Annotated in this window: 31 protein-coding genes; 18 read left to right on the top strand and 13 right to left on the bottom strand. The window is 70.8% G+C overall.

The features are described from left to right. Nucleotides 1-79 precede the first annotated feature (79 nt). Entirely contained in the window at nt 80-769 is a 690-nt protein-coding gene (locus CCZ36_RS15225) for a TetR/AcrR family transcriptional regulator (protein ID WP_206515732.1), read from the top strand. A gap of 30 nt (nt 770-799) precedes the next feature. On the opposite strand, the gene CCZ36_RS15220 is transcribed toward CCZ36_RS15225, so the two are convergent. From CCZ36_RS15220 to CCZ36_RS15205, 4 genes are all read right to left on the bottom strand, one after another. After that, entirely contained in the window at nt 800-1645 is an 846-nt protein-coding gene (locus CCZ36_RS15220) for a phosphotransferase (RefSeq protein WP_128817871.1), read from the bottom strand. 34 nt (nt 1646-1679) lie between these two features. Continuing rightward, the gene (locus CCZ36_RS15215) at nt 1680-2432 is read right to left on the bottom strand and encodes an HAD family hydrolase (RefSeq protein WP_128817870.1); all 753 of its coding nucleotides are present in this window, start codon (nt 2430-2432) and stop codon (nt 1680-1682) included. Nucleotides 2433-2579: 147 nt separating this feature from the next. Continuing rightward, nucleotides 2580-3602, bottom strand: coding sequence for a peptidoglycan-binding protein (locus tag CCZ36_RS15210; RefSeq protein ID WP_128819513.1), 1023 nt, complete (start codon nt 3600-3602; stop codon nt 2580-2582). Nucleotides 3603-3995: 393 nt separating this feature from the next. Next, nucleotides 3996-4850 carry an alpha/beta hydrolase gene (locus tag CCZ36_RS15205; RefSeq protein ID WP_069738103.1) on the bottom strand — a complete coding sequence of 285 codons (855 nt, stop codon included), beginning with the start codon at nt 4848-4850 and terminating at the stop codon, nt 3996-3998. A gap of 116 nt (nt 4851-4966) precedes the next feature. On the opposite strand from CCZ36_RS15205, the gene CCZ36_RS15200 reads away from it, so the two are divergent. From CCZ36_RS15200 to CCZ36_RS15185, 4 genes are all read left to right on the top strand, one after another. Further along, nucleotides 4967-6145, top strand: coding sequence for an alpha/beta fold hydrolase (locus CCZ36_RS15200; RefSeq protein ID WP_128817869.1), 1179 nt, complete (start codon nt 4967-4969; stop codon nt 6143-6145). A gap of 111 nt (nt 6146-6256) precedes the next feature. Beyond that, entirely contained in the window at nt 6257-6772 is a 516-nt protein-coding gene (locus CCZ36_RS15195; protein ID WP_069738105.1) for a helix-turn-helix domain-containing protein, read from the top strand. A gap of 34 nt (nt 6773-6806) precedes the next feature. Beyond that, complete coding sequence (locus CCZ36_RS15190; protein WP_128817868.1) at nt 6807-7466, top strand: hypothetical protein; 660 nt, start codon at nt 6807-6809, stop codon at nt 7464-7466. Nucleotides 7467-7645: 179 nt separating this feature from the next. Beyond that, nucleotides 7646-7984 carry a DUF2516 family protein gene (locus tag CCZ36_RS15185; RefSeq protein ID WP_030078320.1) on the top strand — a complete coding sequence of 113 codons (339 nt, stop codon included), beginning with the start codon at nt 7646-7648 and terminating at the stop codon, nt 7982-7984. Here the strand turns inward: CCZ36_RS15185 and CCZ36_RS15180 are convergent. The 3 genes from CCZ36_RS15180 to CCZ36_RS15170 all read right to left on the bottom strand — a co-directional run bounded on the left by CCZ36_RS15180 (nt 7966) and on the right by CCZ36_RS15170 (nt 11745). Further along, the gene (locus CCZ36_RS15180) at nt 7966-9315 is read right to left on the bottom strand and encodes a PP2C family protein-serine/threonine phosphatase (RefSeq protein WP_069738107.1); all 1350 of its coding nucleotides are present in this window, start codon (nt 9313-9315) and stop codon (nt 7966-7968) included. The genes CCZ36_RS15185 and CCZ36_RS15180 overlap by 19 nt on opposite strands. Before the next feature lie 309 nt (nt 9316-9624). Then, nucleotides 9625-10707 (bottom strand): C40 family peptidase, encoded by a 1083-nt coding sequence (locus CCZ36_RS15175; RefSeq protein ID WP_069738144.1) that lies wholly within the window; start codon nt 10705-10707, stop codon nt 9625-9627. 252 nt (nt 10708-10959) lie between these two features. Then, a complete protein-coding gene (locus CCZ36_RS15170; RefSeq protein ID WP_069738108.1) occupies nt 10960-11745 on the bottom strand; it encodes a methylase in 786 nt (261 codons plus the stop codon). 200 nt (nt 11746-11945) lie between these two features. Here CCZ36_RS15170 and mshA point away from each other — a divergent pair, with 200 nt between their 5' ends. The 3 genes from mshA to CCZ36_RS15155 all read left to right on the top strand — a co-directional run bounded on the left by mshA (nt 11946) and on the right by CCZ36_RS15155 (nt 14967). Further along, complete coding sequence (gene mshA, locus CCZ36_RS15165; protein ID WP_128817867.1) at nt 11946-13298, top strand: D-inositol-3-phosphate glycosyltransferase; 1353 nt, start codon at nt 11946-11948, stop codon at nt 13296-13298. Between the two features lie 68 nt (nt 13299-13366). Beyond that, nucleotides 13367-13879, top strand: coding sequence for a YbjN domain-containing protein (locus CCZ36_RS15160; RefSeq protein WP_069742396.1), 513 nt, complete (start codon nt 13367-13369; stop codon nt 13877-13879). 281 nt (nt 13880-14160) lie between these two features. Continuing rightward, nucleotides 14161-14967, top strand: a complete 807-nt coding sequence (locus tag CCZ36_RS15155; RefSeq protein WP_128817866.1) for a hypothetical protein — start codon at nt 14161-14163, stop codon at nt 14965-14967. 63 nt (nt 14968-15030) lie between these two features. Here CCZ36_RS15155 and CCZ36_RS15150 read toward each other — a convergent pair whose 3' ends face one another. The 4 genes from CCZ36_RS15150 to CCZ36_RS15135 all read right to left on the bottom strand — a co-directional run bounded on the left by CCZ36_RS15150 (nt 15031) and on the right by CCZ36_RS15135 (nt 16305). After that, entirely contained in the window at nt 15031-15273 is a 243-nt protein-coding gene (locus tag CCZ36_RS15150) for a hypothetical protein (RefSeq protein WP_069738112.1), read from the bottom strand. Next, nucleotides 15270-15518: a hypothetical protein gene (locus CCZ36_RS15145; RefSeq protein ID WP_032766341.1), complete on the bottom strand. Its 249-nt coding sequence runs from the start codon at nt 15516-15518 to the stop codon at nt 15270-15272. The genes CCZ36_RS15150 and CCZ36_RS15145 overlap by 4 nt, the downstream gene beginning before the upstream one ends. A gap of 149 nt (nt 15519-15667) precedes the next feature. Beyond that, a complete protein-coding gene (locus CCZ36_RS15140; RefSeq protein ID WP_069742468.1) occupies nt 15668-16054 on the bottom strand; it encodes a YunG family protein in 387 nt (128 codons plus the stop codon). A 47-nt stretch (nt 16055-16101) separates the two neighbouring features. Further along, complete coding sequence (locus tag CCZ36_RS15135; protein ID WP_128817865.1) at nt 16102-16305, bottom strand: hypothetical protein; 204 nt, start codon at nt 16303-16305, stop codon at nt 16102-16104. Nucleotides 16306-16410: 105 nt separating this feature from the next. Here CCZ36_RS15135 and CCZ36_RS15130 point away from each other — a divergent pair, with 105 nt between their 5' ends. From CCZ36_RS15130 to CCZ36_RS15120, 3 genes are all read left to right on the top strand, one after another. Continuing rightward, nucleotides 16411-17154 (top strand): class I SAM-dependent DNA methyltransferase, encoded by a 744-nt coding sequence (locus tag CCZ36_RS15130; RefSeq protein WP_128817864.1) that lies wholly within the window; start codon nt 16411-16413, stop codon nt 17152-17154. Nucleotides 17155-17724: 570 nt separating this feature from the next. Next, entirely contained in the window at nt 17725-18450 is a 726-nt protein-coding gene (locus CCZ36_RS15125) for an adenylate/guanylate cyclase domain-containing protein (protein WP_128817863.1), read from the top strand. 44 nt (nt 18451-18494) lie between these two features. Continuing rightward, entirely contained in the window at nt 18495-18989 is a 495-nt protein-coding gene (locus CCZ36_RS15120; protein WP_128817862.1) for a Pycsar system effector family protein, read from the top strand. A 115-nt stretch (nt 18990-19104) separates the two neighbouring features. On the opposite strand, the gene CCZ36_RS15115 is transcribed toward CCZ36_RS15120, so the two are convergent. After that, nucleotides 19105-19605 carry a GNAT family N-acetyltransferase gene (locus tag CCZ36_RS15115; RefSeq protein ID WP_128817861.1) on the bottom strand — a complete coding sequence of 167 codons (501 nt, stop codon included), beginning with the start codon at nt 19603-19605 and terminating at the stop codon, nt 19105-19107. Continuing rightward, a complete protein-coding gene (locus tag CCZ36_RS15110; RefSeq protein WP_128817860.1) occupies nt 19602-20354 on the bottom strand; it encodes a GntR family transcriptional regulator in 753 nt (250 codons plus the stop codon). The genes CCZ36_RS15115 and CCZ36_RS15110 overlap by 4 nt, the downstream gene beginning before the upstream one ends. A gap of 498 nt (nt 20355-20852) precedes the next feature. Between CCZ36_RS15110 and CCZ36_RS15105 the strand changes: the two genes are divergently transcribed. From CCZ36_RS15105 to CCZ36_RS15075, 7 genes are all read left to right on the top strand, one after another. After that, a complete protein-coding gene (locus CCZ36_RS15105; RefSeq protein ID WP_128817859.1) occupies nt 20853-21116 on the top strand; it encodes a DUF6284 family protein in 264 nt (87 codons plus the stop codon). Next, nucleotides 21113-21403 (top strand): DUF6303 family protein, encoded by a 291-nt coding sequence (locus CCZ36_RS15100; RefSeq protein WP_128817858.1) that lies wholly within the window; start codon nt 21113-21115, stop codon nt 21401-21403. The genes CCZ36_RS15105 and CCZ36_RS15100 overlap by 4 nt, the downstream gene beginning before the upstream one ends. Further along, a complete protein-coding gene (locus CCZ36_RS15095) occupies nt 21400-22398 on the top strand; it encodes a DUF2637 domain-containing protein (protein ID WP_128817857.1) in 999 nt (332 codons plus the stop codon). Before CCZ36_RS15100 ends, CCZ36_RS15095 begins: the two co-directional genes overlap by 4 nt. Continuing rightward, nucleotides 22395-22742, top strand: a complete 348-nt coding sequence (locus tag CCZ36_RS15090) for an RRQRL motif-containing zinc-binding protein (protein WP_128817856.1) — start codon at nt 22395-22397, stop codon at nt 22740-22742. The genes CCZ36_RS15095 and CCZ36_RS15090 overlap by 4 nt, the downstream gene beginning before the upstream one ends. Further along, nucleotides 22739-23194 (top strand): hypothetical protein, encoded by a 456-nt coding sequence (locus tag CCZ36_RS15085; protein WP_128817855.1) that lies wholly within the window; start codon nt 22739-22741, stop codon nt 23192-23194. Before CCZ36_RS15090 ends, CCZ36_RS15085 begins: the two co-directional genes overlap by 4 nt. 311 nt (nt 23195-23505) lie before the next feature. Then, nucleotides 23506-25347, top strand: a complete 1842-nt coding sequence (locus CCZ36_RS15080; RefSeq protein ID WP_128817854.1) for a winged helix-turn-helix domain-containing protein — start codon at nt 23506-23508, stop codon at nt 25345-25347. Between the two features lie 94 nt (nt 25348-25441). Further along, a complete protein-coding gene (locus CCZ36_RS15075; RefSeq protein ID WP_128817853.1) occupies nt 25442-26296 on the top strand; it encodes a bifunctional DNA primase/polymerase in 855 nt (284 codons plus the stop codon). Nucleotides 26297-26299 lie beyond the last annotated feature (3 nt).

The raw sequence follows: 26299 nt of genomic DNA, 5'->3' as shown, positions 1-26299 counted from the left end.
TCCCCGCGACCGCCCCGGTCCCGGCCTCCGGCCCCGGCCGAGGGCGCCAATTCCGCTTGAGGCCGGGCGCGTACGCTTCATGGTCATGAACGGAGAGAACCCCGGGAACGGCGACCGTTCCGATTCCGCTGCCGGCGACGGGTCGCCGCCGGTCGGGCTGCGGGAGCGCAAGAAGCGGCTGACCTACCAGGCGGTCTCCGACGCGGCGATCACGATGTTCCTGGAGCGGGGATTCGACAAGGTGTCGGTGGCGGAGGTGGCGGCCGCGGCGGACATCTCCAAGCCGACGCTGTTCCGGTACTTCCCCGCCAAGGAGGACCTGGTCCTGCACCGGTTCGCCGACCACGAGGACGAGGCGGCCCGGGTGGTCACGGACCGCGCCCCCGACGAGACCCCGCTGGACGCCCTGCGTCGCCACTTCCTCGACGGCCTCGACCGCCGCGACCCGGTGACCGGCCTCTGCGACGCACCCCACGTGCTGGCGTTCCTGCGCCTGTTGTACGGAACGCCGTCCTTGGTCGCCCGTCTGCACGCCTACCAGGGCCGCTCCGAGGCGGCCCTCGCGCGCGCCCTCGGCGGCCGGGTTCCCGACCGCCTGGCGGCCGGGCAGATCATCGCCGTCCAGCGCATCCTGGCCCTGGAGAACTGGCGGCGGATCGACGCGGGGGAGAGCGCGGACCGGGTCTACGCGGGGGCGGTGCAGGCGGCCGAGGAGGCGTTCGTCCAGCTGCGGACGGGCTTGGAACCCCCGTCGCAGCCGCGCGCCTGAGGGGCGAGGAGCGAGGAGGCGGGGGCCGGCTCAGTCGGCGAGCAGGGCGGCGGTGAGTGCGGGACGGTGGTCCGCCAGCCAGCTCTGGTGCCGGTCCCACGCCGCGCGCCCGCTCCGCTCGTACGCCGCCGTGTACGCCGCGTCCCCCCGCGCCACCCGCCGCTCGACGAACACCCGGCACGCCGCGGTGGCCTGCTCGATCACCCGGGGCAGAACGGCCCGGTCCGCGCGCCCCAGTCCGTAGCCGTCGGCCAGGACGCGCAGCCGGAGCGCCGGGTCGAGACCTGCGCGGCCCCGCATCGGCACCCAGTAACGCGCCGCCATGGCCACGTCCCACACCGGGCGGCCGGGCGCGGCCAGGTCGAAGTCGATGAGGGCGGCGGCGCGACCGCCCCGGAACACCACGTTCTCCAGGCACGCGTCGTTGTGGCAGATCACCGCGCCGGGAGCTGTCGCCCCCTCCGGATCGGCCAGGTCGGCGGGCCATCCGGCCGTGCGGTCGAACGGTACGCCCGCCGCCGCGTCGTGCATGCGCCGGAGCAGCGCCCCCACGGAGCGCAGGGCGTGGTCCGCCCAGACCCGGTCCGGGTAGGGACTGACGGCGACCTCGCCGGGAACGTACGAGAGTCGCTCGCGCTGCCCGGAGACGGAGACTCCCAGAGGGACGGGCACACCGTCGAGCCCCTGCTCCCGGAGGGCCCGGAGGTGGGCGTGCAGGAGGGCGGCGTGCGGTGGGGCGGGACGTTCGACGGTATCGCCGTGGCGCACGACGGCTCCGGCGTTGGCCAGCCCGCCGGAGAGCACTTCCGGGTCCCGGCCCTCTTCCGGTTCGCCGCCCTCTTCCGGGTCCCCGTCCACCTCCGGTTCACGGTCCATAGGGCTCACGGCTTCCGCCCGGCGCGCTGCGCCTTCACCGCTGCCTCGACCGCTGCCCCCACCGCTGGGCCTCCACCGCCTCCTCCGCGCAGGGCCCCAACGCCCGCCGGAGGTCGGCCGGTTCGCGGTAGAGGGCGGTGGCCATGCCGAGGGCGGCGGCCGCGTCGATGTTCTCCTGGCGGTCGTCCACGAACAGGCACCGCTCCATCGGTACGCCCGCCCGCTCGGCCGCGATGCGGTAGATGGCCGGGTCGGGCTTGGCCACCTGCTCCAGCGCGCTGCTCACGACCGCGTCGGCCAGGTCGGACAGGCCCAACAGTTCCAGGTCCGCGTCCAGTTGAAGGGTCGCGTTGGTGACGAGGACCAGCGGGACGTGGGCCCTGGCCCGGCGCAGCAGCGACACCACCTCCTCGTCGGCGTGGAACGGCGCGTCCGCGAGCGCCCGGCCCAGCTCGTGGGCCCGCTCCGCGCCCACCCGCTCCGTGAGCCCGGCGGCGATGGACTCCACCCAGGCGTCCGGGGTGATCCGGCCGAGCAGCAGCGGGAGGTCGATCCCGGGCGCGTAGGCGATGTCGGCCGTGGTGCCTTCCGGCAGTCCGGCGGCCCGCTCCAGGGCGGCGAGAGGGGCGGTGTCGTAGAAGCGGATGACGTTGTCGAGATCGCAGAGCACGGCGTCGAAGGCGCGGCCGACGGGGGCCGGGCCGTCGGGGGCCGGTGCGGCGGCGGGCGGGGGCGCGGTGGAGGCGATCGGGGTGCGGTCCCGGGCCGGGGCGTGTCGCGTGCTCATGGCTGGTCTCCTGCGTGGTCTTCGACGTTGCGAGGACGTGGTCGGCCACGAGCGGCCGCCGGACCGTTCCTGGCCGACCACGGCACCGCCCTTCCGAGCGGTTTGCGGGACAGTACAGGTCACGGCGTGCCCCCAGGCGGCGGTGGGTCAGCCGGTCAGCGCCCGCCAGGTCACCGGGCCCGCCTCGCCGTCGGCCACCAGCCGGTTGGCGCTCTGGTAGGCACGGACGGCGGTGGTGGTGACGGAACCGAAGGCGCCGTCGACCGCCAGCCGGGCGCCGCGTTTGTTCAGCGCGGTCTGCAGGGCCCGGACGTGGTCCCCGCCGGCGCCCTGCCGCAGCGTGTACACGAGCGCGGGCCAGGTGGCCGGGCCGACCTGGCCGTCGGCCACCAGTCCCTTGGAGCTCTGGAACCGCTTGACGGCGGCGACCGACACGGAGCCGTACCGTCCGTCGGCGACCAGCGCGTGGCCGCGCCGGGTCATCAGGTGCTGGATCACGACGACCGTGGCGCCGCTCGCGCCCGGGTCGATCCTCGACCAGCCGCCGGCCAGGTCCACGCCCCGGGCGGCCAGGAAGCGGACCGGGTTCACCGTGGTACCGAGGCTCCCCGAGTGCGTCTCGAAGTGGAGGTGCGGCCCTGTCACATTGCCGGTCGCCCCCATGTCGGCGATCCGCTGTCCGGCGGTGACCCTGGCGTTGAGGGCGACCCGGTAGGCGCTGAGGTGCCCGTAGTACGTGTACTGGTTGCCGCCGTGGGCGATCACCAGGGCGTTACCGGTCCGGCCCGGCAGGCCTCCGCCCCACGAGCGGCGGACGACCGTGCCCGCGGCCGCCGCGTGGACGGCGGTGCCCGTGGAGTTGCTGATGTCCTGCCCGGCGTGGGACGCGCCGCCCCTGGGCGCTCCGTAGTGGCCGCCGGCCGGGAACCGCCCCAGGGCGGGATTGGCCCACGCCCCGTTCTTCGCGGCCGCCGTCGCCGCCGCTTCAACCGCTTCCGCCGCTTCCGCCGCTTCCGCCGTGGACGCTCCGGTCGACAGGCTCAGGTTCACGGCGAGCGCGCCCAGACCGAGCCCGGCCAGCAGCCCTCGACGTGACAGCCCGTGGGCCGGACTCTTCGCGTCCACCGGGGTTTCGGCCGGTGCGGTAGTGGTTGCGCAGGATCGGCACATCATGTCTCCCTCGAAGCAGGCGGAAGCAGGCGGAAGCAGGCGGAAGCAGGCGGAAGCAGGCGGAAGCAGGCGGAAGCAGCGGGTGGTCGGCGGGGCGCGGGTCACGAGCGGGGGTACGAGGTTCTACCCGCATAGACGCTAGGGTCGTCCGGCCGCCCTGTCAGGGGCCCACGGGCCTACGCTCGGGCCCAACGGGCTTACCAGTAGGCCGTGTTGGGTGATCACCGCCTCCCTCCATCGGGGCCCGTCCGGCGGGGCCCGCGCAGCGCGGCGGAGGCCACGGCGGCCCTTTGCCCGGGGCGTGACGGGGCGGCCGGCTCCGGGCCCACGCCGTCGGCGTCAGAGGCGGCGGGACGCCTCCTCCGACGCCGGTCGGCCGCCCCGGAGGGCGCGTCAGAGCGCGGCGAGTCCGGCGAGCAGCTCGGCGGCCGGCTTCGGGCGGACGAGCCAGCGCAGATGGCTTCCCTCGAGGGTCCGGACGTCGAAGGGGTTGTCGGGGGTGAGCGCGTCGGCCTCGCGGATCATGCGGTCCTGCACGGCGGGCGGAAGGCTGGTGTCGGCGGCCAGGCGCACATAGGTCCGGGGGACCCGGCCCCAGGTCGCGGCCTGCGCCCGGTCGGCCGACGTGCCGACGTCGAGGTTCTCGTCGGGCTGGAAGGTGTTGAGGAAGGTCCGGAACTCGTCGTCGGTGAGGTCGGCGGCGAAAGCCTGCCGGAACCCGGCGAGCGCCGCCGGGTCGGCCGTACGGAAGTTGACCCGCAGCAGCCCGAGTTCGGCCGGGTTCCCGACGAGGGCGAGGGCCAGGGCTCCCGCGTCGACGTCGGCCATCTCCGGCTCGGCGTAGTAGTCGTTCACGTCCAGATCGACGGGGCACCAGGCGGAGACGTAGACGAGCCGGTCGATGAGGTCCGGCCGGGCGTTGGCGACGGCGGTGACCGTGGCGCCGCCCCGGCTGTGGGCGACGAGGATGGTGGGCCCGTTCCGCTTGGCCCGTTCGAGGACCTCGATCACATGGGCCACGTTGTCCGCGAGGGTGACGCCCTTGATGGCTCCCGGTTCGGCGGCGAGCGCATCGAGGTCCTGGGGCGTCTGGTAGGCGGCGGGGTACGTGGCCCCGAAACCGTGCCCCGGAAGGTCGACGGCGGCCGATCGGTGCCCGAGCAGGGCGAGTTCGGCCTGGAGCGGCGCGAAGGAGAACGAGTTCGCGAAGGCTCCGTGGACGAGGACGAAGGTCGGTGGATTCTGCATGCTTCAGCCTCCAACAGAACGATCTTCGGAACAAGGGCCGGGAGCGGGACCGGGAGCGGGGCGCGGACTTCCGCCCCGCTTGACCTGGACCGGGGTTCAGGGGCGAGGCTTCCGGCATGAGTGAGACAGATGAGCTGTTCGGTATCGCGGAGGTCTCGACGTCGATCGGCCTGGAGCCGGACACACTGCGATACTTCGAGCGTCAGGGAGTTGTGCCGTCTCCCCGGCGCGACGGCGCGGGGCGTCGCCGCTACACGACGGCCGACGTCGAGCTGATCCGCATGCTGGTCCATCTCCGTGGGACGGGTATGCCGCTGGCCGACATCGCGCAGTTCACCGGTGCCGACCACGAGGCGGCCGATCCGGCCGGGCTCCGGGTGGAGCTGCTGACAGCTCATCGCCGTCGCATCCACGACAGGCGCGAGGAGCTGGACCGTGCGCTCGACGTGATCACCCGGAAGATCGCGGACTTCAGCGATCGGATCACAGGCCCGGCGCACCTCCTCGACCGGCCGGACTGCACGATCGCCTTCGATGTCCGGGGCGAGGGGCCCCTGCTCTTCCTCGTCGGCGCGCCGGCCGGCCGGGCCGGGTTCGCGGCGCTGGCGCACGAGCTGACCGGCCGGTTCACCGTCGTCACCCACGATCCACGAGGCATCGGCGCCAGCCGCGCGGTCCCGGGGATGGCCGAGCCCACGCCGGAGGTCCTGGCCGAGGACCTTGCCGCGCTGGTCGACAGGTTCACCGGAGGGCCCGCCCTGTACGTCGGCACCAGCGGTGGTGCCGTGACCCTGCTGGAGCTGGCCAAGCGGCATCCCGGCCTCGTCGGCCGGGCGGTCCTGCACGAGCCGCCCCTGGTGTCCCTCCTGGACGACGCCGACCTGGCCGCCCGGGCCGCTGCGGCGTTCAGCGTGGCGGAGGCTGATCCCCAGCGGGCCGTGCAGGAGTTCTTCGACCTCAGCGGCGCCGCCCACCGCACAGGACCCGATCAGACGCCTCCCGCCTCCGTGGCGCTGCCCGGCCTGCCGGTCGAGGAACTCGACAAGAACCGCTACTTCCTGGGCCGGATGGCCGGCCCCACGGTCTTCTACGTCCCCGACGTCCAGGCCGTCCGTCGCGTTCCGGTGACGCTGTGCGCCGGCTCGCAGAGTCATCACCAGATGGCGCGCCGGGCGACCCAGGCGCTCGCCGGACTCCTGGGGCTGCCCCTGATGGACATGCCGGGCAACCACCTCGGCGCGAGCGCCGAGCCGGCGGAGTTCGCCCACGCGCTCACGCTCCTGCTCGAACCCTGAGCACATCGTGCGGTCACCGCAGCGCCGTATGGATGATGGCGACCCGTGGCGCGCGACACTTTTGCAAGCATGTGCTTGCAAAAGTTAGCAAGGGTGTTGCACTATCGAGTCATGGCATCACTCAACGTCGGCAATCTCGGTGAGTACCTGCGGGAGCAGCGCCGTGCAGCGCAGCTCTCGCTGCGCCAGCTCGCCGATGCCACCGGGGTGTCGAACCCGTATCTCAGCCAGATCGAGCGCGGCTTGCGCAAGCCCAGCGCGGACGTGCTCCAGCAGGTCGCCAAGGCGCTGCGGATCTCGGCCGAGACCCTGTACGTCCGTGCGGGGATCCTCGACGAGCGGGAGCGGGAGGAGCTGGAGACGCGGGCGGTCATTCTGGCCGATCCGTCGATCAACGAGCGGCAGAAGAACGTTCTGCTCCAGATCTACGACTCCTTCCGCCGCGAGAACGGATTCCCGCCCGGGCCCGACGCGGACGTGAACGCGGAAGCGCTCGCGGATGCGGCAGCGGACGCCGGTGCGAGCGCGGACGCCGGCGCCGGTGGTGACGCGGGCGTCGATGCCGGGACCCGTAACGGCGACGACGCCGGTCCGGGCACCACCAAGGACCAAGACCCTCACAGCTAGCAGCTGGACCTGATGATCCGGGAGGACCACAGTCATGGCCATCACCGATGACCTGCGCAAGACCCTCACCGACCCCACCCCCCTCTACTTCGCCGCCGGCACGGCCGACCTGGCCGTCCAGCAGGCGCGCAAGGTTCCGGCGCTGATCGAGCAGCTGCGGGCCGAGGCGCCCGAGCGGATCGACGCCGTGCGCAACACCGACCCCAAGGCCGTGCAGGAGAAGGTGACCACGCAGGCCAAGGAGGCCCAGGCCAGCGTGCAGGCGAAGGTCACCGAGGTCTTCGGTTCGTTCGACGCCGCCGACCTGAAGAAGCTCGGCGAGAGCGCTCAGGACCTGGCGCTCCGCAGTGTGGGCGTGGCCGCCGAGTACGCGATCAAGGCCCGTGAGACGTACGAGAAGGTCGCCGAGCACGGCGAGCAGACCGTACGGACCTGGCGCGGGGAGACCGCGGAGGAGATCGTCGAGATCGCCGCCGTCGTCGAGGCCGAGCCGAAGGCCACGCCCAAGCCCGCCGCCTCCGAGGCCACGCCCAAGGCCGCCCCCAAGGGCGAGGCCAAGAGCGCGCCGGCCGCCGGGGGCTCCGTGAAGGCCGCCCCGGCCAAGCCCGCCGAGGCCAAGGCCGCGCCCGCCAAGAAGACGCCCGCGCCGCGCAAGCCCGCTGCCCGGAAGACCCCGCCGACCGACGGCAAGTGACCCTCACGGGTCTTCTGCCCGAAGCGGGGCCCCCACGCGGGACCCCGAAGCGGGACCCCGGCGCGGTACGCGTGACCGGGACACGGGGCGGGCACCTTTACGGGGGGCCGGTTCGTTGTCCCGGTACCTTGGCCCTCTCGGCCGCAGGGCGCTCATCCACTCACTAGGCGGTACACAGCATGTTGCTCTCAGGATTCGGCACGATTCTCCAGCTGCTCTATCTGGCGATGCTGGTGCTGGCCGTGGTCGCGTTCGTCTTCGCGGCGACCGCCCGTGAGGACGCCTACCGTGCCGCCGACAAGAAGAAGAAGTCGTTCTGGCTGATCATTCTCGGCATCGCCGTCGCCGTGAACCTGCTCATCCCGATGCTGTTCCTGCAGCTCGCGGGCGTCGTCGCGTCGATCGTGTTCATGGTCGACGTGCGCCCAGCCCTCAAGGAGGTCTCGGGCGGCGGCGGTGGCCGCAGGGGCGGTTCCAGCAGCGACGGCCCGTACGGCCCCTACAACGGCGGGCGCTGAGCGCCCAGGGGGCGCGCGACGACGGGTGAAGCGGGGCGGGAGCGCGGTGCGCTGCCGCCCCCTCGTCGTGTCCGCTCCGGATCGCGGCCCAGCAGCAGGACCGCCACATCGTCGGTCAGCTCGCCGCCGTTCAGTTCCCGCACCTCGGCGACGGCCGCCTCCAGCAGTTCCTCGCCCGCCAGGCCCTGCTCCAGCCGGCCGTTGACCATCGCGACCATGCCGTCCTGGCCGAGCCGCTCGCTGCCGCCGGTCCCCACGCGCCCCTCGATGAGCCCGTCGGTGTACATCATCAGGCTCCAGGCGCCGCCCAGCTCGACCTGGCGTCGCGGCCACCGGGCGCGCGGCAGCAGCCCCAGCGCCGGGCCGCCGTCCTCGTACGGGAGCAGCCGGGCCGGCCGGCCGTGGCGGGCGAGCAGCGGTGCGGGATGGCCGGCCAGGCAGAGTCCGGCGCGTCGCTCGTCGGGCGCGATGTCGACGGTGCAGAGCGTCGCGAAGATCTCCTCGCTCTGCCGTTCGTGTTCCAGCACCTGCTGGAGCGTGGAGAGCAGTTCGTCCCCGCACAGCCCGGCCAGCGTCAGCGCCCGCCAGGCGATCCGCAGCTCGACGCCGAGCGCCGCCTCGTCCGGGCCGTGGCCGCAGACGTCGCCGATCATCGCGTGCACCGTGCCGTCCGGGGTGCGGACGACGTCGTAGAAGTCGCCGCCGAGCAGGGCACGGCTGCGGCCGGGACGGTAGCGGGCGGCGAAGCTCAGGCCGGAGCCGTCCAGCAGCGGGGTGGGGAGCAGGCCGCGTTCCAGTCGGGCGTTCTCCTGGGCGCGCAGTCGGGACTCGGTCAGCTGGTGCTGGGCCATGTCGGCGCGCTTGCGCTCCACGGCGTACCGGATGGCGCGACTCAGCACGCGGGCGTCCAGCTCGCCCCGGAAGAGGTAGTCCTGCGCCCCGACGCGAACCGCCTCGGCCGCCAGCTCCGTGTCGTCCTCGGCGGTCAGCGCCAGGACCGCGTGCAGCGGGGCGATCCGCAGGACGTGGGTGAGGGCGGCCAGCTCGGCGGCCCGGCCGGAGACGGGGCCGTCGTCGGGGCCGCCGTCGGAGCTCGCGACCGGCAGTGCCAGGTCCAGCAGGATGCAGTCCACGTCGTCGGTGAGCAGCCGCGCCGCCTCGGTGAGGTTGCGGGCGGTACGGACACGGACCCGGGTCCCGGCCGCTGCCGAGAGCTCGGGGACGGTGATGGTGGTGCCCGCCGGGTCGTCCTCGATCACCAGCAGGGTGAGGTCGCCGTGGGAGGCCTCCGCAGCGGGAACGGCTCGCTGCCGCGGTACGGGTACGGGCATCGGTTCAGGTTTCCTTCCCTCCCCCCGAGGGCGCGGCGGGTCGACGATCGACGACCCGCCAGTCGGGGACGATAGCGGTCCCCGGTGGGGGAACGGAATGGCACACGGGGACCGGCCCCCGTCATATGCGCCGTCATAAGCCGCGTCCCGACACGGATCCGGCGCGATGGGCGACCGCACGGGCGCGGAAGCGCCCATGACGAACATCACGCGCCCACCGACGGCGGCGTGGCCCCGCTCACGTGGCCCGGGTCACCTCGGTGGGCCCCCTGCCTGTCCCGGTGGCTCCCTACGTGTCCCGGCGGTTGCCTACTTGTCCGGGCGGACCACGCCGAGGATCTTCATCGAACCCGCGCCCGCCAGCGTGACGTTGCGGCCGGGGCGCGGGGCGTGGACGATCGCGCCGTCGCCGACGTACATCCCGACGTGGCTGGCGTCGGCGTGGTAGATGATCAGGTCGCCGGGGCGCATGTCCTGGATGTCGATGCGGGGGAGCAGCCGCCACTGTTCCTGCGAGGTGCGCGGGATCGGCCGCTTCGCCGCCAGCCAGGCCTGGGACGTCAGGCCGGAGCAGTCGTACGAACCGGGGCCCTCGGCCCCCCAGACGTACGGCTTGCCGATCTGCGCCGTCGCGAAGGCCACCGCCGCCGCTCCGGCCTCGCTCGCCTCGCCGCTGACGTCCTTGACCGCGCCGGAGGAGAGCCAGGCGGTCTGTGCCCTGTTCGCCGCGTCCCGCTCCAACTGGCGCAGCCGGTCGCGCTCCTCCTTCTCCAGACGCGACTCGAGCTTCTCCGCCGCCTTGATCTGGGCGTTGATCTTCTTCTTGGCCTTGGCCTGCTTGACCCGGTTGGCTTCCAGCTTCTCCCAGTTGGCGCTGGCGTCCTGGGTGTACGTCTCCAGGTCCTGCTGCGTCTGGTTCAGCTCGGTCAGCAGCGACTTGGAGGCCTGCTGGCTCTGGCGGACCTTGTTGATCCCGTCCAGGAAGAGCTTCGGGTCGTTGCTCAGGGCCAGCTGCGCGCCGGGCGGCAGACCGCCGTTGCGGTACTGCTCGCGGGCCTGGGCGCCGGCCCGGTCCTTCAGCGCTGCGATGCGCGCCTGGCCGTCGACGATCGCCTTGGCCAGCTTCACGATCTCGCCGGACTGCTTCTTCGTCTGCTCCTCGGCGAGGTTGTACGCGTCGGTCGCCGCGCCCGCCTTCCGGTACAGCGTCTCGATCTGCTCACGGACCTTCTCCAGGTCCGCGTTGGAGTAGCGCTGCGACGGGTCGGCCGGGGCGGAGGACGAGGGCGAGGGCTCCGGAACGGGGGCGGCCGAGGCCTGGCCCGTGGACGTCAGCAGGGCCAGCGCACAGACCAGCGTGATGGCGGCAGTGGCGCAGTGGCGTCGGTTCACGAGCTCCCCCTCCGGGCGCATATCTGACTTACCGTCAGTAACTTTTCGGCAACGTCGCGATCGTGCCATGTCGCCCTCCAAAGCAACAGAGGCCGACGGCACCCGGCACGTCACATACCGCCCGCACGGGACACGTTCGCCAGGAACCCCCCCCTGGGCTGCCTCATCCCCACCCTCAGGGACGAACGATGCCCCCGCGGCGTTCCCGGAACGGACGATCTCTGTCCGTGATCCGCCGGTGAGGGGGAACGTTCAGCGGCTGTCGGGCCGCAGGGCGTCCCACGCCACGGTGATCTCGCCCTGCCGCCACCGCCGTACCCCGTCCGTCACCGGCCAGTCGGCCGCCACCGCACGCACGGCCGCGATCCAACGCTGCCGCGCGCCGAGCGAGGCGTACGGGGAGGCCGCCGCCCACGCCCGGTCGAAGTCCCGCAGGAACGCGTGGACCGGCTCGCCCGGCACATTGCGGTGGATCAGCGCCTTCGGCAGCCGTTCCGCCAGGTCGGAGGGGCGCTCCAGCGAACCGAGCCGGGTCGCGAAGGTGACCGTGCGCGGCCCCTCGGGCCCCAGGGCCACCCAGACATGACGGCGGCCGATCTCGTCGCAGGTCCCCTCCACCAGGAGCCCGTCGGTATCGAGGCGGGAACACAACCGCGCCCAGACCTCGGCGACCTGGTCCTCGTCGTACTGGCGCAGCACGTTCGCCGCCCGGATGAGCAGCGGCCGCACCGCCAGCGGGACCTCGAAGCCGCCGTGCACGAAGGTGAGCCCCTCACGCTCGTACGGCTTCGCCGCCGCGACCCGGTCCGGATCGATCTCGATCCCCGCCACCACGGTGCGCGGCTCGGCGGTGCGCAGGCGGTCCAGCAGCTCGACCGCGGTCCAGGGGGCCGCCCCGTACCCGAGATCGACGGCCACGGGCGTCCCCGCGCGGCGCAGGGCGGGGCCGTGCGCGTCGGCGATCCAGCGGTCCATGCGGCGCAGCCGGTTCGGGTTGGTGGTCCCGCGGGTGGCGGTGCCGATGGGGCGCTGGCGCATGGGTCGAGCGTATGCGACGCGGCGCGGAGCGCCCGGCCGCAGTGGGCCCCGCCCGGCCGGGCGGGCACCACTGTGACGCGCCGCCGACCGCGTAATGATTTGGCAAAGCGGAAATGAAAGGCGGCGTTCCCCTGTTCTCGACCTCGGAGGGACCTCACGCCCTCTCCCGCAGCTTGCCCCTATCGAGGAGGACCGACGAGGTGAGCCAGTACGTCTCCCGGCTCGGCTCCACCCGCACGGCCGCGCGCCTCAGGTTCCCCGGAGGCTTCTCCGGGGCGTCCCGCAAGCCGCGCCGCATCGCGATGCTCTCCGTGCACACCTCCCCCCTCCACCAGCCCGGTACCGGTGACGCGGGCGGGATGAACGTCTACATCGTCGAGCTGGCCAAGCGCCTCGCCGCGATCAACATCGAGGTCGAGATCTTCACCCGGGCGACCACCGGCTCCCTGGCCCCCGCGGTCGAGCTGGCCCCCGGCGTCCTGGTCCGGCACGTCGACGCCGGACCGTACGAAGGTCTTGCCAAGGAGGACCTGCCCGCCCAGCTCTGCGCCTTCACCCACGGGGTGATGCAGGCCTGGGCCGGTCAGCGCCCCGGCTACTACGACCTCGTGCACTCCCACTACTGGCTCTCCGGCCAGGTCGGCTGGCTCGCCGCCCAGCGCTGGGGCGTCCCGCTCGTGCACGCCATGCACACCATGGCCAAGGTCAAGAACGCCGCGCTCGCCGAGGGCGACACCCCCGAGCCGCCCGCCCGGGTCATCGGCGAGACCCAGATCGTGAACGCCTCCGACCGGCTGATCGCCAACACCGCCGAGGAGGCCGACGAACTCGTCCGCTTCTACGGCGCCGACCCGGCCGCCGTCGCCGTCGTCCACCCCGGCGTCAACCTCGACCGCTTCCGCCCTGCCGACGGCCGCGCCGCCGCGCGCGCCCGGCTCGGGCTGCCCCAGGACGCGCTGATTCCGCTCTTCGCGGGCCGTATCCAGCCGCTGAAGGCACCGGACGTACTGCTGCGCGCGGTGGCCGTGCTGCTGGAGAGGGACCCGTCGCTGCGCTCGCGCATCGTGGTGCCGGTGGTCGGCGGCCCGAGCGGCAGCGGTCTCGCCAAGCCCGAGGGGCTCCAGAAGCTGGCCGCGCGCCTCGGCATCGCCGACGTCGTACGGTTCTGCCCGCCGGTGGGCCAGGACCTGCTGGCGGACTGGTTCCGGGCCGCGTCGGTGCTGGTCATGCCGTCGTACAGCGAGTCCTTCGGCCTGGTCGCGATCGAGGCCCAGGCGACCGGCACGCCGGTGGTCGCGGCGGCCGTGGGCGGGCTCCCGGTGGCGGTGCGCGACGAGGTCAGCGGCTTTCTGATACCCGGGCACGAGCCGGAGGCGTACGCCCGCGCACTCGGGCGGTTCGCGGACGCGCCGGAACTGGTCGAACGCATGGGGGCGGCCGCCGCGGCACACGCCCAGTCCTTCGGCTGGGACGCCTCCGCGTCGGCGACCGCCGACGTGTACACGGCCGCGCTCTGCGACCACCGCCGCCGAGCCCGGGCGCACCACGGCTGACCGCCCGGCGGCGCACCCCGGCCGAGGCCCCTCCTGCCGCCGGCCCCGGGCTGTCGTACGCTCGCTGCATGGCTGACGCACCCGACGAGACAGCAGCGGCCCAGGTCATCGAGGCGACGCTGAACGATGCCGGGCTCGTATGGGAGAGCCCGGAACGCGGCAACTACGTCGTGACCCTGCCGGGCACCCGCAAGCTGTCGACGACCTGTTCCCTGATCGTCGGCAAGCACTCCCTCTCCCTCAACGCGTTCGTCGTCCGGCACCCGGACGAGAACGACGCCGAGGTGCACCGCTGGCTGCTGGAGCGCAACCTCCGCCTGTTCGGGGTGAGTTACGCCATCGACTCGCTCGGCGACGTCTACCTCGTCGGCAAGCTGCCCCTGTCCGTGGTCACCCCCGAGGAGCTGGACCGGCTGCTCGGCGTGGTCCTCGAAGCGGCCGACGGGGCGTTCAACACCCTTCTGGAGCTGGGTTTCGCGAGCTCGATCCGCAAGGAGTACGCCTGGCGGGTGGCGCGCGGCGAGTCCACCCGGAACCTGGACGCGTTCAGCCACCTGACCCGGGACGCTTCCGACAGCTGACACCCGCCCTCCCGGCGGCGCCGGAAGGCGGCGTCCCTGCGGGAAGGTTGAGAGAGGTCCAGACGGGTTCGGGAAGGCGCAGGAGGGTTGCACGGCCGGTCCGCACAGTGCATTCACAGAATGATCACAACCAAATGACGATCACGGCAGGGCGTTGCCGAACCGGTCTTCGCTCACAGGTTCGATCGTAAAGTGTGGATCACTGCGACGGCCCGTCCCAGGCGGCGTCGAATCGCCGTACGGGGAAAGGGCGATTGCTCCTCGAACCGGAGAGAAGAACCATGCGCGCCACTGCCGTACGACGTACCGCTCTCGCCGCCTCCGCGGCCGCCCTCGCCCTGCTGGCCACCGCCTGCGGAGGCTCGTCGGACGCCGACGCCAAGGGCGGCAAGGACGAGAAGGGCGCCGCGAACGGCAACAGCTCGGCCCCGGAGGCCCCCGCCAAGGCGCTCACCGCCGCCGAGCTGGAGACGGCCACCCTCGCCCAGGGCGACGTGAAGGGCACCAAGATCACCAAGGCGGGTCCGGCCGACGAGGTCCCGGCGGACGGCGTCAAGGCCGACAAGGAGGCCTGTCTGCCGGTCGCCCACGCCATGTACGGCGTGGCGCAGAAGGACGCGGTGGCCACCACGAAGCGCAAGGTGATCGACGAGCCGAAGGCCGACGGCAAGAAGTCGCTGGAGGACGTGGCGAAGGGCGGGGGCGCCGACGCGTTCAAGGACGCCTTCAACCTGACGTCCACCTTCGTCGCGCTGACCTCCTACGAGGGGACCGCGGGCCCGGACACCTTCGCCGCGCTGAAGAAGGCCGCCGCGGAGTGCGCGGGCGGCTTCACCGCCACGGTCGCGAACGCGCCGACGAAGGTCGCGTCGATCACCGAGGAGAAGGTCACCGGCGGCGACGAGGCCGCGGCCTGGACGGTCACCTCCGAGGACGACGGCGAGACCGCCCCGTTCAAGCTGGTGGCGCTGCGCAAGGGAAGCTCCGTGGCGACGTTCTTCGCCTTCAACCTGGCGGCGGCCGGCGGCGACGTGAAGTTCGAGGTGCCGGCGGAGGTCGTGGCGGCGCAGGACAAGAAGCTCGCCTGACGTACGACCGCGGCGCCTCTGTCCTGATCCACCACGGGGCAGGGGCGCCGCGGCCGTGGGGGATCAGGGCAGGGGCACGAGCCGGACGACGGTCACGGTCAGGACGGACCTGGAGACGTAGTAGAGGACGATGGCCCCGGCGACGGTCGCCTCACGCCGGTCCCGCTCGCTCTTGACCGCGGAGGAGGCGTGGCCGTACGGCTCCTCGCCGAGGGTGCGGACCATCTCGTCCCGGAAGGACTCGCCGCCGCGCATCTTGGCCAGGGTGTCGTCGGCGGGCGGTGCGTAGGAGATGCGGAAGCTCAAGCGACGCTCCGCCTCTCGGCCTCGTCCCGCGCCAGCCGGTCCAGGATCTTCTCGGCCTCGGGATCGGGGACGGCCTCCAGCATCCAGTGCCGCATGACGGCCTGGATCTCGTGCACCCCCGCCCCGTTGATCGCGAGGTCGAACTCCTCGCGTCTCTCCTCGGGAAGCGTGGCCCGGATGTCCGGGATGCTGTTGGGCACCTCGACCTCGGTACCGCCGACGAAGGTCTTCAGAGACTCACCCATGATCGCTCTCCCCGATCTCCTTGCCCTGGAGGGTGCCGTCACGGACGGCGTGACGGCATGGGCTCACCGTAGTGCGTACGAGGCGTGTTCCGGCCGTTGTGGCCGGGCACGGATCGGCCACGGATCAGGTGCGGCACGGCACTTCGGGCTCAGCCCCGTCCGAGCCGCTCCGCGACCCGGTCGCGCAGGAGCGCGTACTCCTCCTGGAGCCGGGGCAGCTCGCCGGGCGGCCGGACGACGACCTCACCGCCGACGACTGTCTCCTCGGGCCCGAACTGCTCCCGGGTCAGATCGATTTCGACGCCCATGCCCAGCCGGTTCCACCAGTGGAAGTCGGTGCGCACGCCGTCGACATGCACCTCGCCCCGGATCAGCTCCCCGCCGAGCAGGTCGTTGAGCACCATGGCGGTGACCCCGCACTGGTCACGTGCCGGATTGTCCGGGGTCCAGCGGTCGCGGTACTCCGGGGTACAGGTCTCGGCGCTCCAACTGCCGCGCACGGCCTGTTCGATGTCGGTGAGCAGGTGAATCGTCATGGTGGCCATCGTGGCAGGCGGCACTGACAAGACAGTCGCTCCGCACCTCAGCCGCCACCGGAGGCCGTACGGCGGTCGCGCCGCCGCCCGACCAGGGTCACGGCCAGGTGGCCCGCGGCGAGGGCGGCGGTGATGCCTGCCAACACCCGTACGCAGAGAGGGCTTCCGGAGCTCGCCGCAGCCCAGAGTGCCACGACGGCGAGGAACGCCGGGTAGCCCGGCGTGTCGAGATACGACCGCTTCCCGGCCACTTCAACCCCACTTCTTCGGCCCGCCGTCCGGCGACGCCGACCGCCCCCATTGTCCCCGGGAATCACGTCGACAGAGGCTGCGGGTATCCAGCAGAGTGGTCGCCCGTGACCAGCAGCGAACTGTGGACCCGAGAGACCGCCGACCGCTACGACGCCGAGGAGGCGGAGAACTCCTCACCCGCCGCACTCGAACCGACCCTCGACTTCCTCGCCGAACTCGCCGGGGACGGCCGGGCCCTGGAGTTCGCCATCGGCACCGGCCGCGTGGGCGTGCCCCTGCGGCAACGAGGCGTACCGGTGACGGGCATCGAACTCTCCGAGCCGATGGCGGCGGTGCTCCGCCGCAAGGTGGACGAGGTGACGCTCCCGGTGGTGATCGGGGACATGGCCACCACGGTCGTCCCCGGCGAGTTCACCCTGGTCTACCTCGTCTACAACACCATCGGGAACCTGCTCACCCAGGACGAACAGGTCGCGTGCTTCGAGAACGCGGCCCGCCATCTGCCCCCCGGGGGCCGGTTCGTCATCGAACTGACCGTACCGCCGCTGCGGTTCCTGCCGCCCGGCCAGGTCGCGGTGCCGTTCGACGTGTCCGAGCGGCACCTCGGCTTCGACACCTTCGACCTGGTCGAGCAGACCCTCGTCTCGCACCACTTCACCCGCGACGGCGACGACGGCCGCTACCGCCGAGGCACCTGCCGCCAGCGCTACGCCTGGCCGGCCGAGCTGGACCTGATGGCCCGCATCGCCGGGCTGGAGCTGGAGAGCCGGGTCGAGGACTGGGACGGGACGCCGTTCGGCCCGGACTCCGCCAAGCACATCTCGGTGTGGCGCAAGCCGACGGCCTGAGGCCCCCCGCCCGGAGCGCCGACCAGCCCTCCCGGCCCGGAACACCGACGAGCCCCCCGCCCGCGGAGAAACCGCCGGCAGGGGGCCCGGGCAATGAGCGAGATGCGGGCTACTTCTTCTTGCCCTGGGTCTGGCGGGCCCGTTTTCCGGTCCTGGTCAGCAGGGTGCCCGCCGTACCTGACCTGCGGTTGGGCTGTCATCGTTGGTCGTTGTTGCGCGTTGCTTGTCACCCTCGGAGGGCCCATAGAGGGCCCGGTGGCGATACCTCAGGTCCCGTGCCGCGAAGAGGAGCAGCCGCTGCCTGGCCCTTGCAGAGTACGGGGACGGGCGGTCGGCTGGTTGGATCACTTCGTGCCGCCATCATGTCCCGCCGCCCAGAGCCGCCGCTCTCGTCGTTGGCGTCAGCGCTGCATTCAATCTCGCCGACCGAAGATCGTCCCCCTTCGCACAGCCTGACGACGAGACTGTTCGCAAATATGCACAAATGTGCTATTCAAGGAACTTGCCTCAGATCTATGGTCACACAGGTCTAGCTCCGGCAAGCTAGTGAATGCGAACTAGAGGAGTGGCATGGACAGCAACTTCAGACCGTACGACTACGAGGCCAGCTTCAAGCGCCTAAAGGACATCCTGAATCAGGCGGACGTAAATTACGAAAAGACCGATTCCCTGCCCGACCGAGAAAAGCTGACGTACTCAAATGGGTTCTATGCGTACTGTTCAGCCCTGTTCATTGATATTCGCGGCTCCTCTAAGTTGCCTTCAAAATATCGCCGACCTACTCTAGCCCGCCTCTACCGTGCATACGTCAGTGAAGTCGTGGCCATCCTGAACAGCGACCCTTATTGCCGGGAGGTGAACATCGTCGGCGATGGCGCCTGGGCGGTCTACAACACTCCGCGCCGACCTGATATCGATGACGTTTTCGCGATCTCGTATGCCCTTAATTCCATGATCAAGGTTCTCAATTATCAACTTGTGAAGAAAGATCTTGATCCGATTGAAGTAGGGATCGGTATGTCTTACGGTCGCGCCCTGATGATTAAGGCCGGATACTCGGGGAGCGGAATCAGTGATGTGGTTTACATGGGCGACGTGGTAAATCAAGCGGCGAAGTTGGCGGCACATGGCAATCAGGGATATTTTGACAAGGCGATCATGGTGTCTGAGGTATTCCATCAGAACCTGAGTGATGAAAATAAGGAGCTGCTGACCTGGAATGCGAATAGGAATTGTTGGCACGGTGATGTAATCCGCAAGGATATGGAAGCCTGGTATCAGGAGAACTGCAAATGACGGCACAGTCCGGGGCGGGAGCCCAACCGGTCACAGACGCAGACGTGCGCGACAACGCGCACTCATTGTTGGTGCATTCCAGGGAAGAGGTGAATCGAGCAGACGCGAAGGCTTCGCTGCTCCTTGCGGCGTCAGGCATCGGTCTAGGTGCCGTGCTGAGCGCGATCCTGGGCGGTGATTGGGTACCTTTTCAACTTAACAATAGATTCGAATGGATCTGGTGGATTGGTACCGCTCTTTCCCTTTTTGGGGTGATTGGTCTAGGTTTTGCGGTTTTCCCTAGAACTCGCAGGAGCGTAGAACCTCAAACGCCCTCGATTGCCTATTTCAGAGACGTTGCGACAAATAAGAAGGAGGACTTGGAAAGTCTAATCAAGGCGACTCTTGCGAGCCCTAAAATGCCGGTGCTTGACCAGCTGTATGAGGTATCCCGAGTGGCCAATATAAAGTACGAGCTCATTCGGTTTGCCTTGGGGTGTTTCGGCCTGTCGCTCGTAGCGTGTACTGGCTCCCTCCTCCTCGACATCATCTTCGGGTGACGCCGCGTCTCTAGTCGTGCAGTTGACCGACTCTGTCGCAGAGAGGTTATTCCATGGATTGGCTTAGCTGTGCGCAGGCCTTGGTGAGGTAGCGAAAGCTGTACCGGGGTCTCGCTCAGTCGGTCGACCGTTGGAATAGGGCACCTGATCTGCGGTGTGGGAGATCCACGATGCGAAGAAGTGTGAAGCCCGCGTCCTTGTAGAAATGGTGCAATCCTTTGTTGTCCTTCCATGCGTCCAGCCGCAACCATCGCTTGCCTTGAGCTGAGGCACGTTCCGACGCCCAGTCGAGCAGCAGGCCGCCGATGCCCGCGCCGGAGGCCGTGCGCGCTACGGCCATGCGATGAACGTAGAGGGCTGCATCTGGCCGGTCTTCCGGGGTCCAGAACTCAGGGTCTGCGAAGTCATCCACTTGGATGGTTGCGACCGGCTCCCCCTCCTCGAACGCGAGGAAGCACACCCCTCGTTCAAGGGCTTCCAAAATGCGGTCACGGTGGGGCGGGTACTGCCACTGGTCGATGCCGCGCGAGGCAAGCCAGGTTGAGGCCTCGCGCAGCAACGCTTCCACAACGTCCAATTCATCAGGGCGGCCGGCGCGAACGAGTAGGTCTTTCATGCGTCCTCGTTCGGCGCTTCGCGCTGTCGCTCGTACGAGATCACATGCCTGTCGCCGGGGAGCACAGTCACTGCGACTCTTACAGGCTTCCCCTCGGCTGTGTGGCCGGTGACAACATGAATCCCGACCGGCGTCCCGGGACCCAGGTCAAGTCGATGCACTTGCTCAGGGGTGGGCATCCGGACGTACAACTCATCTAGGGCCCTCTCCTGCCGGTACCCGAGTTCGGCCAGAACCTGGTTGGCGCCGCGAGCGATGTCCTCCGGGCGCATGATCTCTGAATCCCGTACGAGGGCGAGTGGGAAGTAGCTGTCGTTGATGTTGAACGGCTCCCCGTCGAGGTAGCGCACTCGTTTCCGCACCGCGACGAGCTCGCCCGGTTCCAGCCGGAGCCTCTTGGACACTTCATCCGGTGGCTCCACGATGGCCACCTCGATCTCCTGCCGTGGCTCGCGTCCCTCAGCCGCGTACTCGGTCGTGAAAGCGTCCATCTCCGGCGAGTACGGCCGCTTCCGGAACTCCGCTTGGGGGCGAAACACCATCGGCCGCCGGCGCCGGACGAAGTGGCCCTGCGGACGCGCCGATACGACGAGCCCCTCGTTCACGAGCAGAGCGAGCGACTTGCGCACGGTCTCTCGTGACACGCCGTACTGCTCGCGAAGCTCAGCTTCAGTCGGGAGCTTCGCATCTGGTTCGAGCTTTCCGGACGTGATCTGCGCCCGCAGCGCGTCCGCGATCTGCTGATACATCGGGTTCCGCCCGAGACGAGTCACTGTCATGCCTCCCATGGAAGCTGCTTGTCCGCACCATTGTCTAGTCAATGTGGCCAATGCCCTTGCGATGCGCTGGCCGCTCTGCCAACATCCTGCCTGTAGCCATTGTACGGACAATGGCTACAGCGGCTCGGGCATTCCTGTGCTTCTTCAGGGTTGCTCGGGGCGTAGGGGCCCGGGACAGAGCGGGCCGAGGGACCCGGACCCCTGGTCAACCGGAGGGCTTAGACCGAAAGGTCACGTCTCCATACGCCTACCCGGGAGCTCGTGTTCCCGAAGGAGACACCCGCACGTCCACACCATCCGCAGTGCCCATAGCCGCTGCGGCCGGTTGCCTCCCCCGCCCGTCCGGCCCCCTGGGGTCGTACGGGCGGGGCTGAGGGGAGCCGGTTCCTGGTTCCAACGGCGAGAACCCCCGGAGCGGGAACTCCGGGGGTTCGTGTTGAGCCGTTCCTGTCTGAGAGGAACAGACCCATGGAGAGCATCGCAGCACTTCAGGCGGCCGTTACGGCCGCCGCCGCGTTCGATGGTGAGCCGTCGGACGCGGAGCTGGACGTGATCGACCGGGAGATGCCCGCCATTCTGGCGGACGTCGATCTGCTGGACGCGCAGATCATGACCATCGACCGCACCCCGACTGAGTTGGACCAGCAGCGCATCCGCCGGGCCCGCCGACGGGTGCTGGCCGCCCGCCGGGACCTGGCCAACCGTGCCGTTCAGGCGGGCGGTGCGGCATGAGCGCGGCTGACGCGCTCACGGCGCTGATGTCGGTGAGCCGGACCACAGGCCGGTGGCGACTGTTCGTCGTCGTTCTCGGGGTGCCCGTTTCCGAGTGGCCCGAGTACGTCCTCGACGGGGACGCGGTGCCGAGCGTTCAGGACCGTTCACGGGCGCTGGAAGCGCTCGGCTACGCGTTCACGGACGCTCCCGGCTGGGAGTGGACCGAGGACCACCTTCCGAGCGACGACGCTGCCGGGCCGGTGCGCCTGATCGCTTCGGCACGGGTGCGGGAGGTGGCGTCGTGAACGCTGTTCAGATCCGTTCAGCGGAGAAGGCGCTGTCGGTCGGGACCTGGTTGATCGTGGGCGGCGCGATGCTGTTCTCGATCCTCACGGTGACGCCGCTGATGGAGCGCCACAGCCCGAAGGGGTGGGAGTGGACGGCCCCGATCCTGCCCCTCGTCGTGGACGCGGCGGTGGTCATCGTGGTCCGCCTGGACTCGGTCCTGGCCGGGATGGGCGGGCACGGAGGCCGGTGGCCCATCGCTCTGCGATGGATGACCGGCTGCATGACCCTGGCCCTGAACGTCGCGGACTCCGCGCTCAAGAAGGACCTGGTCGGGGCCGCTGTCCACGCGGTCGCACCGCTCCTGCTGATCGTCACCGCAGAGACCGGACTCGCCTACCGGCGGGCCATCACCGCCGCCCAGAGCGCCCGCGAAGCACAGCTCAAGGCCGAGCGGGCAGAACGCGAGCAGGCCGCCACCGAACGCCGTGAGGCGCAGGAGCGGCGGCAGCGTGAGGAGCGGGAGCACGCGGCCCAGTTGGCCCGTGAACAGCGTGAGCATGAAGCGCTGATCGCCCGTGAACAGACCGCCCGCGAGGACGCGGCGCGGCGTGAGGAGCGCGAGCGGGCGGAGGCGCGGGAGCGTGCTGAGCGTGAGGCCCGTGAACGCCGTGAGCAGATGCGTGAACAGCAGCAGGCCGAGCGTGAACGCCTTGAACGCGAGGCCGCCCAGCGTCGTGAGCGGGACCGGTTGGAGCGTGAGCAGGAGGCGCGCCGGCAGCAGCAGGAGCGGGCCGAGCGTGAGGCCCGTGAACGCGCGGAGCTGCTGGCCGCTGGTCCGGTGAACGAGAAGCTTCCCGAGGACAAGGCCCGGCTCGTCGTCCACGCCTCCTTCGGTGAGGGCCTGCCGGTTCGGGCGGCTGCGGAGCTGTGCGGCTGGTCGACCGGGTGGGTCTCCGCCCGCTACCAGGAACACCGCGACGGCACCGGCCTCGTCCTTGAGGCCGCGTCGTGAGCACGCTGCCCTGCTACCGGTGGCGTCTCGCCCCCGACGGGTTGGCCACCCGCCGTCAGCTCCGCGCGCTGGGGTTGCGGCCGGGTGGTCAGGACGTCGTCGCGGAAGTCCACCGGCCCCGGCGTCGCCGCGGGCCGCTGGTCGCCTACCTCTACCGCGTCGACCGGGCCAAGCCCGTACGCCCCATGACCCCGGCCCGCGCCGCCGCGCTCGCTGCGGCGATGCTCGCCCGCCGCACCTGCCCCAACTGCCGCCGTGATGTCGGGTACTGCATCCCGCGTTCGCTCGGCATGTGCGTCACCTGCCACGACACCCCGCCGACCAGGAAGGACACGCCCCCATGACGCCCACCGAACACGTCCTGCCGGGCTGGCCCACCGCGCCGACCACCCCCACCACCGGCACGGTGCAGCTCCACACGGAGCGGGCGGGGACGGTCGTCTACGTCCCCGGCCCGGACGGGGTCATGGTGGCCGTGCTCCGCGAGCACCTGCCCACCACCCCCACCGTCTACCAGCCCCGGGACCTGACGCCCCTGCCGTTGTTCGATCCGCGCGCCCAGCGCATCGCCGCCGGCGGACTGCTCGCCGGTGGTGCCGGGTGGGGTGCCGGTCAGCTCCTGCTGGGGGCCGGTCAGCTCGTGAGCGCCGCCGCTGGTCTCGGGTCGCTCGTGATGTGGGCCGCCATCGCCGTCGTCGCCTCCCGCATCGCCCCCACCGTCCTCGGTACCGGGCGACCCGCGACGGTGCACAACACCACGGTCCACAACCGGTGGTTCGGCCGCTCCACCCACTGAAACCGCCCAACGCCCCGCAGGCGGGCCGCACCCCCTCACACATGGGGTTTGACCCCCGGCTCCCTGGGCGGCCGTTCAGGGGCCTGCCAGGGGGTTGCATGGCCCGGTTTTCGGTCGCCCTACGCGCGCGGGCGCGTAGGGCCCCCACCCCCCGAACGGCTCAACTCTGCAACTTCGCAGGTCAGGGCCGGTTGCGGGGGTTCAACCGCCGCTGTTGACGCAACCAGCAGTGGCCACCTGTGCAACTAGGGCGGGCCGGTGTCGCCACGCAACGGCGCACCGGCCCTTATCCACGGTCTTGGAGGACTCTCGTGGACTGGAAGCAAGCATGGTCGACCACCACCAACACCACCACCACGGCACTGGACGCGGTCTCCCCGGTGTTCGTGCCGTTCGCGGTGCGCTGGGACCTGGAGTCCGAGCGCCGCACCAAGCTCCGCACCCCCGAGCACCTGAAGGCGCTCATGGCGGCGCAGAAGGAGCACAACGCCGCCCGCTCCACCCTCTCCACGGCCAGGGCGCAGAAGACCACCGCGCGCGCTGGGTCGAGCAACCCGTTCGCCGCGTCGCGCCGGGCTGCCCGGGTGGCGACGAAGGCGGCGTCGTCGCATGAGCGGGACACCCGGGGCAAGCTCAAGGAGGCGCGGGTGAACTACCCGACCACGCTCAAGGCCCGCGCGATCCAGGCGCACTCCCTGCACGCCGTGCCCGGCGTCATCGCGTCCGTGCTCATGTCCGCTCAGCACCTCACGCTGTGGCCGGCCACGACGTCCGCGCTGCTGATCGGGGCGAACGCCGCCGCGCTCGGGCTCGGGCGGCGTCGGGCGCGGGTGGTGGTGGATGAGTCGCTGTCGTTGGAGGAGCGCCAGCTCATGGAGCGCCTCGACCCCTCGTATTGGGTGGAGCACGCTCCGGACCGTGGTCTGTTCGGCACGGTCACCACCCCGCCCCTGTTGGAGCCGGGCGGTATCCGCTGCGAGATCCGGCTCGATGGCACGTGGACGGTCAAGACGCTGGCGGACAAGGCGGACTCGGTGCGGGCGTTGCTCGGGGCGCGGACCGCGCTGCGGGTCCGGATCACGTCGGCGTCTCGTGGTGGGTGGGCGGTGGTGTCGTTGGCGACGCGGTCGGCAGCCGCGGGCGTCTCCTCGCTGTGGACCCCCGACCGCATCCCCGCCGACCCGCTGATGATGAGTCTGGGCCTGGACACCGAGACCGGCGATGAGGTGCTGGTGCCGTTCGATGAGCGGCTGTTGGTCTCCGGTGCGTCCGGCACGGGCAAGTCGTGGTCGTTCCGTCCGCTGATCGCGACCGCCCACCTGCGCGGTGACGTGGTCCTGATCGACGGGAAGGGCGAAGAGGCCAACATCTGGGAGAACGTCTGCCGCGTCGCCGTGGAGGCCGACGAGATCACCACTGCGGTGGACGATGGGCATGCGGAGATGACCCGCCGCAAGCACGACATGAAGAAGCGCGGCATCAGCGTCTGGGACGGCCGACAGCTCACCGTCGTCATCGACGAAGGACAGGTCGTCCTCGCCCTGATCCAGCGGGACAAGGACCGCCTTCAGCGGCTCATCGAACTCTCCTCGCTGGGCCGCTCGCGCGGGGTGGTGCTGTGGTGGGCAACGCAGTACCCGCTCACCGACGGGGCCGCCCCGGGCGTGCACAAGCTCATCGCCCCGAACCTGCTGACCCGCTTCTCCCTGCGGGTGGCCGGCACGACTCAGGCGCAGGTCGCCCTGGACGACTGCGCCCACTACGCCCCCCACCAGATCCCCGACGGGCGCGAGTATCGGGGGCACGGCTATCTCAAGGGCTACGGGCCGCGCATGCTGCGCACCTGGACCCTGGACGACACCGGCGTCCGAGCCCTGCCCAAATCCATCTGGACCCCCGGCCACCCCACCACCAACCAGGCGGTCCCGGCACCGTTGCGGCTGGTCAAGAACATCGCCCCGTCCGGGATCGCGTCCAACCGGGACAAGGTGCTGGGCGCGGTGCAGGCGGGTGCACGTACGGCCAAGGAAGTGGCCGACGCGACGGGTTTGAACAAGGGCACCGTCTCCCGCGAGATCAAAGCACTCACCGCGTCCGGGGCACTTCAGCGCACCGCTGACGGGCGCATCCTGCCCGGCCAGCAAGCGGCCTGAGCACCCCCACCACGCAACGCCAAGGGCGGCCCCCTCACGCCAATGAAGTCGGGCCGCCCTTGTGATCCAGCACAACGAACTGGAGGACTCCAGCATGACCCAACCCACCCCCATCCGGCGAGTACCCGACCACCTGCGCACTGCCCTGGACCTGGCCGCCCGGGGCGTGCCCGTGCTGCCGTTGCGCGCCGGGAAGGTCCCGTTCGGGAACTGCCCCACCTGCCGGGACAACGTCTGCGGCGGCCGGCCGAACATGAAGACCCCCGGCCCCTGCACCTGCCCCCGCCCCTGCCACGCATGGGCCGCCGCCACCACCGACCCCGACACCCTCACCGGCCCCGCATGGGCCCCGGCGTGGAAGCAGGCGGCGGCCGTCGCCTACCACCCCGGCGGTATCGGGCTGACGGTGGTTGACCTGGACCACGCCGATGCGGTCGCGTGGGCCCGCCGCACGCTCCCGACCACGCGGACCGTGCCCACAACCCGGGGTGAACACTGGATCTACCAGGGGGCCATGGGGTCCGCGAACGATGTGCGGGACGGTGTCGACATCAAGTCGGCCATGGTCTACGCCCGGTGGCTCGGCCCCGGCACCGGCACCATGACCGCCCTCCCCGACGTGGTGCGGGCCCTGATCGTCAAGAAGCCGGTAGCGGTCCGGCTCGTCATCGTGCCCGTTCCGGCTGGGGGCGGGGAGTGCCGACACCGGACTCCCGCCTACCTGGAGCGCGGCATCGCCATGGCCGAGCAGCGGATCACCGCCGCGACGAGTGGCGTGCACGCCACGGTCTACCGCACGTTCCTCGCCGTGCTCTCCACGCACGGCCGGTGCGGGTGCCTCACCGACACCCACGCCGCCCGGCTGTTCGCCGCCGCGCAGACCAAGGGCGAAAGCCCCCGGCACTGCGCCGATGCGTGGTCCAACGCCCTTACCGCTTTGGGGATGTGAGTC

This window comes from Streptomyces sp. S063 (assembly GCF_002832675.1).
GTDB lineage: Bacteria > Actinomycetota > Actinomycetes > Streptomycetales > Streptomycetaceae > Streptomyces > Streptomyces sindenensis.
This window is presented reverse-complemented; position numbering and strand designations above follow the sequence as displayed.